The 13,424-nt window shown below is 32.7% G+C and carries 8 protein-coding genes and 3 pseudogenes; 10 read left to right on the top strand and 1 reads right to left on the bottom strand.

All coding sequences use genetic code 11. The features are described 5' to 3' along the window. Positions 1 to 66: 66 nt before the first annotated feature. Positions 67 to 292: pseudogene (locus ACQKNR_RS28485) on the bottom strand (DDE-type integrase/transposase/recombinase); the annotation flags it as partial. 211 nt (positions 293 to 503) lie between these two features. On the opposite strand from ACQKNR_RS28485, the gene ACQKNR_RS28480 reads away from it, so the two are divergent. The 10 genes and pseudogenes from ACQKNR_RS28480 to ACQKNR_RS28435 all read left to right on the top strand — a co-directional run bounded on the left by ACQKNR_RS28480 (position 504) and on the right by ACQKNR_RS28435 (position 13,008). Continuing rightward, entirely contained in the window at positions 504 to 1,832 is a 1,329-nt protein-coding gene (locus tag ACQKNR_RS28480) for a MurT ligase domain-containing protein (protein WP_427322577.1), read from the top strand. Positions 1,833 to 1,991: 159 nt separating this feature from the next. Next, on the top strand, positions 1,992 to 2,714 hold the full coding sequence (locus ACQKNR_RS28475) for a type 1 glutamine amidotransferase (protein ID WP_427322575.1): 723 nt from the start codon (positions 1,992 to 1,994) through the stop codon (positions 2,712 to 2,714). Positions 2,715 to 3,056: 342 nt separating this feature from the next. Continuing rightward, positions 3,057 to 3,238: pseudogene (locus ACQKNR_RS28470) on the top strand (cysteine synthase A); the annotation flags it as partial. A gap of 597 nt (positions 3,239 to 3,835) precedes the next feature. After that, the gene (locus ACQKNR_RS28465; protein WP_427322573.1) at positions 3,836 to 4,756 is read left to right on the top strand and encodes a D-alanyl-D-alanine carboxypeptidase family protein; all 921 of its coding nucleotides are present in this window, start codon (positions 3,836 to 3,838) and stop codon (positions 4,754 to 4,756) included. 1,380 nt (positions 4,757 to 6,136) lie between these two features. Continuing rightward, a pseudogene (locus ACQKNR_RS28460) lies at positions 6,137 to 7,057 on the top strand (cell wall-binding protein); the annotation flags it as partial. A gap of 643 nt (positions 7,058 to 7,700) precedes the next feature. Beyond that, the gene (locus ACQKNR_RS28455) at positions 7,701 to 8,267 is read left to right on the top strand and encodes a cysteine dioxygenase (RefSeq protein ID WP_427322571.1); all 567 of its coding nucleotides are present in this window, start codon (positions 7,701 to 7,703) and stop codon (positions 8,265 to 8,267) included. Positions 8,268 to 8,315: 48 nt separating this feature from the next. Next, positions 8,316 to 9,242: a cysteine synthase A gene (gene cysK, locus ACQKNR_RS28450; RefSeq protein ID WP_427322569.1), complete on the top strand. Its 927-nt coding sequence runs from the start codon at positions 8,316 to 8,318 to the stop codon at positions 9,240 to 9,242. Positions 9,243 to 9,889: 647 nt separating this feature from the next. Then, entirely contained in the window at positions 9,890 to 11,161 is a 1,272-nt protein-coding gene (locus tag ACQKNR_RS28445; protein ID WP_427322567.1) for a cell wall-binding protein, read from the top strand. A 913-nt stretch (positions 11,162 to 12,074) separates the two neighbouring features. Further along, a complete protein-coding gene (locus tag ACQKNR_RS28440; RefSeq protein ID WP_427322565.1) occupies positions 12,075 to 12,545 on the top strand; it encodes a hypothetical protein in 471 nt (156 codons plus the stop codon). A gap of 163 nt (positions 12,546 to 12,708) precedes the next feature. Then, positions 12,709 to 13,008, top strand: coding sequence for an ArsR/SmtB family transcription factor (locus ACQKNR_RS28435; RefSeq protein ID WP_427322563.1), 300 nt, complete (start codon positions 12,709 to 12,711; stop codon positions 13,006 to 13,008). Positions 13,009 to 13,424 lie beyond the last annotated feature (416 nt).

Here is a 13,424-nt window from a genome sequence, read left to right as displayed (position 1 = left end):
ATTGAACAGCAGCTATTTTTTCCTCCGCAGTAAATTTGGTCATAAAAAAACACCTCCAATTGTTAGTTAGTGTCCAACAATTGGGGTGCAGTTCAGCTGTAAACTGCGCTTTCTTTTATATAAAGCGTGGATGGTTTCGATTCCTTTGATTGTACGTGAAGTATGCCAAAGATTTTGAAATCCTGAGGATTTGGTAAATCGGTGTTTCACATGCTTATGGTCCTGTTCTATGAAGTTATTCAAATGCTTGATGGTTACAATAAGCTGTATGTTTATAAAAGCCTTGTTCTTTTTGGATAGACTATTCTTCTTTAGTTTGAAGCTTTTGCACCAGAACACAAGATTATATGATATAGGAACTGCTCTACTAGAGAACAGGAATTTTGGTTCACTTGAGATATAAAAGAAACTTATAATAATGGAAATTTCATAGAACGTTTTAATAGTTTTAATAGTGTCTTTTTAAATGATTAGAAGAAGACGAGCAAGGAAGGTGATTAATATTGTTATTTTATATAGGATTGTTAATCGGAAAGTTAGCGGGATATAGTAGTAAAAAATTAGGTTTTAATGGATCTAACATTCCAGGGGAAATTCTGAATTACTTATATAAGAATGCATTACAAAAATTAGCGACACAGGTGGAAACCGTGGTTTTGATTACCGGTACAAATGGAAAAACAACAACTTGTAATTTAGTTTCTTCCATTTTCAAGTCCAATAACAGTGAATATATCAGTAATATAGAAGGATCTAACTTATTAGAGGGAATTACCTCTGCTTTTATAAAAAAAAGTAATATATGCGGGAAAATACAAGGCGTGAAAGTAGCAGTTCTCGAAGTCGATGAATTGACAATGACCGAAGTTCTAAAACAAATACAGCCTCAATTGATTGTTGTAACAAATATCTTTCGGGATCAGCTGGATCGTTATGGAGAAATCAATATGCTGATTTCAAAAGTACAAACCGCTATTCATTCTAGCGATGCTTACTTGTTATTAAATGGTGATGATCCATATAGTAGACATTTTACTAAACAAAAGAATAAAACCATGTATTTTGGATTAAAGAAAAATGTAGGGGATTTTCATAAAAGTAATATTAGAGATGCCGTCTATTGTTTTTGTGGTCGTCTATTGAAATATACATATACACACTATGGCCACCTCGGAAAATATTATTGTTCATGCTCCATAAGTAGTCCTGTATTAGATGCAGAGGTTACTTCAATTCAATCACAAAACAACTTAACGATTACGATACAAAATCAAACCTATACTTCCAATTTGAAGGGAGAATACAATGCATATAATATGCTAACGGCTATAAAAACTGGAGGATTTTTAGGTTTTAGTTATGAACAAATTCACAAAGGATTAAAAGAATATCACCCGAGCAATGGACGTATGCAACAGTTTCTCATTGCGAAAAATATATACCATCTAAACTTAGCTAAAAATCCACAAGGGATGAACTGTACGATAGATTATTGCATACAAAATAAAAACATAACACAATATGTTTTTATTTTAAATGACTTGATTGCTGATGGGAAAGATATCTCTTGGATTTGGGATGTAGATTATGAACTATTAGCCAAATCCAATGTAAACCATATAATTTGTGCAGGAACACGTGCCTATGACCTTGCAGTGCGTTTAAAATATGCAGGGATTTCTGTGAATAGGATAAAAGTTATCCCAAATATTTCTGCTGCCATACAGAATAGCATTGTCGCAGGGAATGAAACGTCCGTAATTAGTAATTACACAGGGTTAAATACAGCCCGGCAATTTTTAAGCACGGAAGGAACGCTGTCCCCTTCGTAAATAAGATGGAATCTATATACGTTTAATAATTTAACTGAGGGTATATAGATTGCAAATACACAGAATAGAGAGTTGACACTAAAAATAACGATATAAATTGGGTACTTTCCTTAGAATTTATAATAAGGACCGATTACGTTTTTAACATCTGGAGGTACTATGAAAAAATTGATTATCTATCATTACTTTCCCAATACTCTTAATTTATATGGCGATCGTGGGAATGTAACCATTCTACAAAAGCAATTAGAATGGAGAGGAATAGAAGCCGATATTCATTATGTGGAACAAGTAAAAGATTATCCTGTATCTCAGGCTGATCTAATCTTTATTGGTGGAGGGAGTGACAGTGAACAACAAATAGTTCAAGAACAATTGCTTTCAATTCGAAAAGAATTGAAAGCAGCAATAGAGGATGGTTTAGCAGCACTTTGTATTTGTGGAGGATATCAACTATTAGGAGATTATTATGAAACTGCAAACAATAATATTATACAAGGCTTAGGAGTATTACCATTTTATACATCATGTAAGAACACGGGCTCAATGAAGCGATTAGTAGGGAATGTAAGAGTACAATCTGAAAAATTCGGAAGAATAACGGGTTTTGAAAATCATAGTGGCCAAACATTCCATTCTTTTGAATGTCTCGGTCAAGTTCTACAAGGATATGGGAATAATTTAACAGAAAAAAAGGAAGGCCTGCTGTATAAAAATCTGATAGGTACATATTTACATGGGCCATTTTTAAGTAGTAATGTTCATGTAGCAAACTGGTTAATATTGCAAGCACTAAATAGAAAATATGGAATTACAAAATTAGAGACATTAGAATGTACTTTGGAAAAGACAGTATCCGAAGTCTCATGGGATAAGAGGTAAGGTACGATTGCAAGTGAAATCAAATTTGAAAAGAGAGCGACAGATCCCGTGAGGAATACACTGATATGCAATGAGGTTGGAGAGGGTATCGATCAGCTGGTTTTTGTGTGGAAAATCTTTGCAACAGAACCAGTATTTTGCTGTTAAAATATTTAGTTTGCTTATAAGAGAAGTCGGTGCAATCGCAATGGAGAGTGTAGAATATTTTTAGGTATGTGTATTCACAACAAGAAACAAAGGCTTTTGTAGATAATTTGTTTGTTTTACTAATCTTACAGCACTGTCATCTTTATGTAAGATTAGGAGATAGTTACTTCGAAAGGAGTTTTAACAAGATCAAAACCAGAAAAGGCGATGGTTACTGGAGTAGGATTTGTTCCAGAAGCACTGAATGTAGAATTATATGATGAAGTTATTCAAATGAGAACAGAAGAAGTATTTGAATATGCAAGAAGAGTAGCTATGAAAAAGATATTTTAGTTGGAATTCCTTCAGGTATTACAGAAATTTCGAAAAAGCTTGATTAAGAGAAAAAGGTATTTGCTAGTATTCTAAGTAATATTGAGTGTTACTAAAGTGCTCAATTATAGATATTTAATCACGATTAATTTAAGACGGAGGCCGATTAAGAACTTTGTCTTTTCGAACGTTTTTTCCTTTAACATAGGGAGTTTTTGTTGTGTTGCAAAATTTGAGTTTGTGAGATTATATAGAAGATATGTGTGAGTTAATAGAATCCCTTATTCTTTAATTCACTGCCTCTCCCTTACAAACATCCCCCGTGAAATATCATGGGGGATGTTTTATATATTTTATAATCGATAAGGATTTACCCATTAAGTGATAGGAGTAACAAAGTAAGATAAGATTCCACTTGGCCTCTTATCTTATTTGTGTTTTTCGTTATATCTTTGTACCAGGCCCCTGAAATTCCTTTTGGAAAAGGAACTTTTTACGTTATAAAAATTATATTAAATAGTGTAAGGTTTTAATGTGAAAAACTTGCTTATTAAAGAAGTAATTATTATTTTTTGAAGGGGAGATTTTTGTTACAACGTTTACTAAACTATCTGACGGCTTAGAACAAGAAACGTGTTATCTCTCTAAATGGAGGTTGGAAAATGAATATTTTAAAAAGATTTAAATATCTTTTTATTGCATTAATACCTATATGTATGTTGTTATTTTACTATCAATTTTATGTAAAAGAGCCTACTCTTCAGGCAAAAGCCGCTATTTTAATGGAAGCTCAATCAGGAAAAATTCTTTATAAGAAAAACGATAACATACCTCTTGCTCCAGCAAGTATGTCAAAAATGATGACGGAATATATTGTGCTAGAACGCATTCAAAATGGTAGCTTAAATTGGAATGAAATAGTTATCATTAGCCAAAATGCTGTAAATAGTGAGGGGGCAAAAATTGATGTCAAAGTTGGAGAGGGTTTAACCGTTCTAGACTTATTTCATGCTATGGTAATATCATCCGCAAATAATGCTGCAGTTGCTTTAGCTGAACATATTGCAAAGACTGAGAGGGATTTTGCAAAGATTATGAATGATAAGGCAAAACAATTAGAATTATCAACTCATACAAACTTTGTGAATGCAACAGGGCTTGCTAATGAACAAAATAAAGAATCAAAAATGACTGCTTTAGATGTAGCTAAGTTGGCACAAAAACTATTGGAACATTACCCTAATGTATTAGAGGTAACAAAACTTACTTCTTATGAACTGAATCACAATGGTGTAATTCTAAAAACAACAAATAAAATGCTCTATTATGGCAATACAAAACTATATTTTCAAGGTATTGATGGATTAAAAACTGGATTTACAGATGAAGCAGGGTATTGTTTTACGGGAACAGCTAAAAAAGATGGTAAAAGAATGATTACTGTTGTCATGGGAACTAGAGATAATATCGAACGATTTACAGAAACAAAAAAATTATTGGCATATGGATTTCAGGAATTTGCACTATATATACCATTTTTGGAGGAAATAGAAAGGTTCTTTGAAAGTATATTCAAAAATTGACTTACCATATGGATCTGTTTATTTATACATATACACTTCAAACAAATAGTTGCTTGAAGTGTATTATATTTATGAGACAAAGGTTATGTTCTTATCGTTTCCCGACAGGAGGCTCCTTCCTTAAAAATGCGAAAGTGTGAAACATCAATTTTAGGTAGGAGATGAATGACGGTAGGCGTAAGCCTACGTTTTTTAGTTGAAATTTTGTTGGTAGTTTCTTTCTCTATTTTTCCCTTTTATAAAAGGGAATATCTATCTTTTTTAGTTATTCTATCCATGATGATTTAAATAAGAATCCAACAAAACCTCGTTTGTTGGTTCTGGCGCAAACAATACGTGAATTAATAATAGGGTTGTAAAATCCTAATAGAATTTAATCTCATACTATACGGTGAGATTGAAGAGTTGATTGATTCGTTGTATTTGTTTTTTGGACAGACTTTCCTCCTTGGAAGGTCTGTCTTTTTTTATCATTTCCGTCGTTTCTAGTCAGCTATGTTCAAGTTGTGGTTACCAAAATAAAGACGTTAAAAATCTAAATCTTCGTGAATGGGATTGTATCATAATATCATCGAAAGGGTCTGGTGTTTTTCCTTTAGATAAAGGGAGTTTTTGCTGTGTTGCAAAATTTGAGTTTGTGAGATTATATAGAAGACATACGTGAGTTAATAGAACCCCTAATTCTTTACTCACTTCTTCCCATATAAACATCTCTCATGAAATATCATGGGGGATGTTTTATTTTGCTCATTTTAGGTGATTGGATAATGAAACTTTGTATTTATTAAAAATACTAACGGTGCCGATGGGATTGTATCATATTATCATCGAAAGGAATTGGTGTTTTTCCTTTAGATAAAGGGAGTTTTTGTTGTGTTGCAAAATTCGAGTTTGTGAGATTCTATAGAAGACAAGTGTGAGTTAATAGAACCCTAATTCTTTAATTCTCCACTTCGCTTTTTTCCCTATAAACATCCCTCATGAAATATCATGGGGGATGTTTTATTTTGTTCATTATTATCTTATATAGCTTATTCTAAAAGAGAGAAGGGGAGTAAAGATGAATGGATAACTTATAACTTACGTTTCTATGGTGCCCCATCTTGACAGGATAAAAACGTTACTGGTTCTGTAGATGTAGGTTTAGGTTTAGGATTTACTATTGATGCTATAGTAACCGTTAATTGTTAACCATAATATAAATATGCAAATTAAAAAAAGGGTATGTCCAAGTTTTGGACAACCTTTTTTTGTTAGTGGACCCCCATCTAACAATACAAAATAACCCATTTAAAAAACAGAATTTTCATTATTTATATTTCGAGATATTTGATGTTTAATATAGCTTGTTATTGAAATATTTGAAAAACGAAGGAGAAAATGAAGATGGAATATAAAAAAGTTGGAATTGGAAAAAAGGTAATTCCTGTAACAGCAGCACTAGGTATTCTTTTTTCTGTGGCTCCTATTGCAGAATATAAGGCTAGCGCGGGTATAGCTACCGTACTTGATGTGGGGATTACCTCATTAGGTATAGTGAAAGACATCTATCAATCACTTGGGATAGAGGTAGGAGATCCTGACTTAAAAGATTATACTGGTCCCTATGCAGAAAATATATCGTACAGAGCTCCTAATTTTAAATCAGGTGAATTTAGTATCTCTGTACATCATACAAAAAATGATTTGAATTTTACTAAACAGATTAAAGTACTCTATCCAAATGGAAAAAGTGAAATTCATAATTTAAAATCGGGGCAGCAGCTTAAGATTACTGAGGCAGGTACAATCTTAGATTTAAATCCTGTTGCAGCATCTGTTGCAGAACATGATCTTCTTTATATCACACAATCGCAATTAGACGAAGGGAAAACTAGAGTTGCCCTTAACCAAGTGAAGACTATATATGTCGAAAAAACATCGGGGCAAAATAGGATTCTTGTTCAAAACTTTTATAAGAAAAAATATGGAGCAAATTCTCTTGATGGATTTAAAGGTGTATTGACAGATCTCCTTTCTCATTTAACAGAGGAACAAAAAAAGGTAGCAACCTTAACTTCATGTCCAGTATCTAGAGAAACTCTTTCTAATTATGTTATGAATAATTCTGAAGCTCTTGCAGATTTTTATAACAGATTAGGGCATATATTAGGAAATGCTGATTAAATTCTAGATACAACTCTTGCAATCCTAGATTCTACATTAAATTGGGTGGGGTATCAAATTATTCCATATAAGAAAGGGACCAATAAAGTAGTACTAAAAGCAGGCCCAAATTTCCTTTCAGGAAAAGAAGGAGATCCACGTGAACTACTCGCCATTTAGCAAAGCATGAAGTGGGAGCTTCTCAGTTCCACGACGAAAGTAACCTTTCGTCTCCCTGAGCGTTACTTCGGGGTGTTCCACCCCTAGATGTCCAACGCTTGGACGCTCTCTTGGTACGGTTAATATTTTACGCAGGAACCGAATGGCTTGGTTTTCGCACTCTATTTTCTTCCTGCAACCTCCTATATCAAGTTATCAAAGAACTTCATATAGCTAGTTTATCAAAAGTTGTTGGCTATGCCAAACCGAAATTCATCTCCCACCTACTCACTTCGCGTTCCTTGAGGAAAGAGTCTTCCTGGCTAAAATGATAAAACCTCATTAAAAAAAAGAAATCATTTATGATCTCTTTTTAGGGGAGTAATAGTTTTTCATACTTATAGTATTAAAGAAATATCCTTAGTTAGAGAAGGAGGTTGTTTTTACCTTCTTAGTTAGGAATATTAAGGGTATCAGAAATATACAATGAATTTTTTAGATGAAAATGTGAGAAAGTGCAGTTGATAAAGGGAAATAAAGTAGTGCTCGTTTTATTTTCGGGGCGATATAATTTAAATTAATATTTTTAATTTTTATTTATATGTATTTAATAATATTTATAGATGAAACGGAGTGTAGCATGTTTAATAGTCAAACTACTAGTAGAGAATTCACAGAGTTTATTGAACGAGTAACTTTAGTTGTCGAACAAATGAAACCTAATTTTCTCAATGAATTAGAAGGTCTTCTAAGAAAACTGGTTCAAACGGATTCTTGGCTAATGATTAAGAATCTAGTACCTGATAATAATAGTTATGCACGTTATTCCTTACATCATGATTCATTAAATCGATTTGAAGTGCTTGCTTTAGTCTGGAAGAATGGTCAAAAAACGAAATTACACGATCATGATGGTACTTGGGGATTGGAAGGGGTTTTATCTGGTCAGATACAGGTTCACAATTTTAAACAAACAAAAAAAATAGCTGATAATGTTTTTGAATTGCAACATACCGAAAGTGTAACTTTAGGAAGAGGAGAAACAGATCGAATCCTTCCACCTACGGATTGTCATATCATTGAGGTGGATAAACAAGATATTGCTATTACAATACATGTTTATGGTAAAAAATTGGAGTGTTTCAAAGTATTCGAACATACTGGTGAACATAATATTTATACATCTAAAAAATATAATATAAAATAAAGTTTATTATACAATTATATATAATATTTACTAAGAGGAGTGTTAACGTTGTATGTGGCACAATCAATTTTAGAGTTAATTGGAAAAACCCCTATTGTAAAATTAAATCATATTTTAGAAAAAGAAGGCGCAGGAATTTACCTTAAAATGGAATATATGAATCCTGGTGGTAGTGTAAAAGATCGAATGGCCCTTGCTATGATTGAAAATGCTGAGAAAAAAGGGTTATTACAATACACGGATACAATTATCGAGCCTACAAGTGGAAATACTGGTATTGGCTTAGCGATGATCGCAGCTGCAAAAGGTTATCGTGTAATTATTGTGATGCCGGAAACAATGAGTATGGAACGGAGAAATTTATTACGCGCGTATGGTGCTGATATAGTATTAACTCCGGGGGCAGAAGGAATGAGCGGAGCTATTCGTAAAGCAACGGAATTGGCCCAGGAATATGGTTACTTCATGCCACAGCAATTTCAAAATCCGGCAAATCCAGAAATTCATCGTTTGACCACAGGTCCAGAAATTGTCGAACAAATGGGAGATCAATTAGATGTATTTATCGCTGGAATTGGTACTGGTGGAACAATTACAGGTGTTGGTGAAGTTTTGAAAGAAAAATATAAAGACATTAAAATTTATGCGGTAGAACCTACAGATTCTCCAGTGTTATCAGGTGGAAAACCAGGTCCGCATAAGATTCAAGGTATTGGTGCTGGATTTGTTCCAGAAACATTGAATGTAGAAATTTATGATGAAGTTATTCAAGTGAAAGCAGAACAAGCATTTGAATATGCAAGAAGAGTAGCCCGTGAAGAAGGAATTTTAGTTGGGATTTCTTCGGGTGCTGCCATTTATGCTGCGACAGAAGTTGCGAAAAAACTTGATAAAGGGAAAAAGGTACTTGTGATTATTCCAAGTAACGGTGAGCGTTACTTAAGCACCCCATTATGGACGTTTAATCAAGATTAATTTAATAATAATTATAAGACGGTGCTAGATTGAAGATGGCGTCTTTTCGGCGTATAGGACATAAACGGTTTCAATTTCTTTTATCATTTTAACCAATTCGCCCCCTCTACTAAACGAAGTGAAGGTAGGGGATGAATTGGTTTTTTCTTCTGTAAAGAAAACGTTTCTTTTCTTAGCTTGATAGCAATGTGGTGAGCCTTCTTCTGGAAAATAATGGGCGAAAATCTCATAGATATGAGAAGAAAACAGTCTTTGATATTTTAGGTGTCGTCTATGAGTACAATGGATTGAGAAAGCAAAAGAAAGCTGCATGATTTTTAAAAACGATACTTACCTAGGTTTATTTGATATGCTCATTCTTAAGGGGACAAAACCTTTTAAGAGTCTTTTCGTTTATATGAATGAAAGTTTATTTTGTTTCCGCTCTTAAGTTGATTGGGATGGGGACCTTTTGTTTTGGAATTTAAATTTTCTGATTAATATGATGGTATTTGATGATAAGGTGTATATAAAGATAAAACAAAAAGGATGATAAACATGCAAAAGAGACCAGAAGCAAATGAATATACCTCGTATTATTAAAAGTACATAAACTTAATATTAGATGGAGATATCATACATATTCTAGAGCAACAATGGAGGAAAAAATGAAAAAACTATTTAGAGAAACTGGAAAGAAAGTTATCCCTGTAACAGCAGCATTAGGTATTCTTGTTTCTGCAGCCCCTATTGCAGAGAATAAAGTCCAAGCAAATACAGCAGCAGCGAGGAGTATAGAAAGAGTGATGTCGATAAGTATAAGCGCATTAGGTATAGTGAGAGACATACATGGTGCAGTTGCGACAAGCGTTGGTCATACTGATATTTCTAATTATGATGGTCCTTTTGCGGAAAATGTATCCTATAAAGCTCCTAGTTTTCAAACTGGAGAATTTAATATTTCTATGTATCATACGCAAAATGATTCGAATTTTTCGAAACCCGTTAAAGTGCTCAGACCAGATGGGCAAATTGTAACTCACCAATTAAAGTCAGGACAACAGCTTAAAATTACAGAAGCAGGTACAATTATAGATCTAAATCCTAATGCAGAATCTTTGGCAAATCGCGATCTTCTTTACATCACACAAGCGCAATTAGATGACGGAAAAACTGGAGTTGCTCTTAATCAAGAAAAAACTATATATGTAGAAAAAACAACTGGGCAAAATAACATTCTTGTTGACGAATTCTATAAACAAAGATTTGGACAAAGTTCTTTAGATGGATTTAAAGGTTTGGGCGTCGACCGCTTTTCATATTTAACTGTAGAACAACAACAAGTAGCAACCTTAACTTCACACCCGGTGTATAAAGAAACTCTTTCTAATTATGCTATGAATAACAATACAGCTCGTACAGATTTTAATAACCGTGCAGTTCAAATGGTGACGGCAGGTGCTGCGCATACTCTGAATGCAACTATAAATATGGGATACTCCAGTACTACAGAAAATTGGAAAATCACCCCTTATGAAGCGGGGACAAATAAAGTGTTGGTAAAAACAGATAGTGGGTATTTCACAGGAATATGTATGATGGATACAAGTACTCAATATTCGGAATCTATTAATAATGCTAAAGTATTTCGACTAGTTCAACATACCGGTCCTTCTAATAGTATTTACTTTAGGTTAACTGATGATAATGGAGATGTGTTTACTAGAAGTAGTAGTAATAATAAATTTATTGATCGTCCATATCGAAATATTACAGGTGCCGGTAACGTAATGCAACCGGTACGCAACTCTCATATTAAGATTACTAACAAAACTGAGATTGAGTTTAACAATTGGTTAAGTAACTCTCAAACTCAGCCTACTAACGGAGGTAACCTTCCAGAGGAACGACGCAGTCGGGGCCCTTTTGAAAGTAGATAAATCAAAATTCCAATTAGCCTCATATCAATGTATTTGTGTTTAGAAGTAAAGTAATGTTTTATTTCTGTATGAAGGAGTCCCGCCATATATCCACTAGAAAATAAGAACATCCCCAAACGAATTCTTTTCGTTTTGGGGATGTTCTTATTTTCTTAGATTAATAGGAATGGGGCGCAACCACATCACGATTAATCTAAGAAAAGCAAAATACCCCATAACGAAAATTTAGCATGGTGGTGATGGGGTGGGTACCACTGTTACAGAAAAATATGTTGTTTTTAAGGTGGGCTATGATTCCCCTTTTTGGGCTGACATGAATGTTTCAGGCTATATAGGAAATTAGGTTTCAAAATTGTGGGTAAAATATTTGTGAATGGTTCATCACAGTATAAAGTTGAGAACAGTAGGGATATGCTAAATTACAGCTAGTCCATATTATTATATAGGTGATTTTGTTAGAAATCATTATAAGTAATGAAATCCTTGAAAGTAGTATCAAATTGTTCCTTCTTTAGGTGTCCAGAAATTATGAAAAAAAGAACCTAGATTCATTATTAAGAATCTAGGTTCTTTTTAGGTGAGTGGATAATTAGGCTTTAAATTTATTTAATACTTACTCTAAAAAGTATAGCATAATATCAATCATATGATTTGGCGTTTTTTTCTCTTAACAAAGGGATTTTTTATTAAGTTACAAAATCAAATTTTGTGAGAAGATATAGGTGACAGATGATTAACTGATATTATTTTCAATGTATTTAATCTGTCCATACACTTATTCCCCTTGTTAGATATAGCGAGTGGATTATTTGTTAATTAAATTGTGTCTCATATAATTTACTTTAGAACATTTAGTGAAAGTAAAATACGATATTATAACGAGTTCATATATTGCGGAGAGGAATAGACTAATATGAAAAAATTGACAATAGCGACAATAACTATCGTTATAGCAATGGTGTTACCAATTAATACCTTTGCAAATACAGGTAACAAAAATGAAATTTCCAATGAGAAGCTAATGTATTTCAAATCAATTAATCTGAGTATTACAAACTTAGAAGTAAATTCGCTGATGGAACACAGGAAACAGTTAGATGAATTATATAAACAAATAGATAAATTAGAAAAAGATTATGGAACCCTTGTTGATTATGAAAAAGAGCAAAATAAAGAACCGAAAAGGTTAGCTGACTTAACAGAAAAGCAGCGTGAAAATTACTTTAAGTTAAGTGAGAAAATTTGGGAAAAAGAGATGGAGTTTTTAGATGCTCAGTATAAATCTGGCCTCATAAAAAAAGATACCTATATTTTTGATAAAGAACTTATTGAAGATTTAAGAGATAAAGAGTTAATAAAAAAAGTTGCACTAACTTATCGTTAGTTGCTGCTTCAAATGGTCACCTAAGTATTGAATTAACTAAATAGTCTTTCGGAAATAATACGAATAGTAAGTACACAAATAACACAGATTCAAATTATAAATTCGAACGTGTAGCTAGAAAACAAATAATATAAAGACAAAGAATAAGGGAAGAGGAATTACTATGACAATAATTACGAATCATGAAATAGAGTACATGAATTTTGAAGAAAAAGTTGAACTTTTAAAAATAATGGGACACCCTACGCGTTTAAAGATAATTAATGAACTTTATAAACATAAAGTGTTAAATGTAACACAACTAACTCAAATCTTAAAACTCCCACAATCAACTGTATCCCAGCACTTATGTAAAATGAAAGGGAAAATTTTAAAAGGGGATCGAAAAGGTCTAGAGATATACTACAGTATTAATAACCCAAGAGTCGAAAAAATTATTACGTTATTAATTCCTATCCAATAGATTCTGTATTACGACATCCTATTTTCAAGAATTAAAGTAAAAAATAAACTATATATTCAATAACATACAAAGACTTATATTTTCATTTAAAGTATGTGAGTGAAAAGTAGTGATAGCCTTAAAAAAGCGCCCTTTATAGCGTCTTTTTTTATTTTTTAAGATGCTTTAGATAAATGAAAAAAAGATATTTTTTAGGCATTTTCTTGAAAAACCTTCATGATTACAGGAAATTAAATAATGAGAGTATTATATAGACAATCGGATTTATTCTAGGTCGTATTATTTAAAATTTAACTATAAATGATATATTCACCAGTTTTAAATAACTTGTTAGAGGTGTTACATTTTGAAATACAAATTAATTGCTACAGGAATTCTTGCTGGAAGTCTACTATCCTACTCATCTAGTACATTTG

Origin of the sequence: Bacillus sp. NPDC094077 (genome assembly GCF_050279465.1) — a bacterium.
GTDB lineage: Bacteria > Bacillota > Bacilli > Bacillales > Bacillaceae_G > Bacillus_A.
This window is presented reverse-complemented; position numbering and strand designations above follow the sequence as displayed.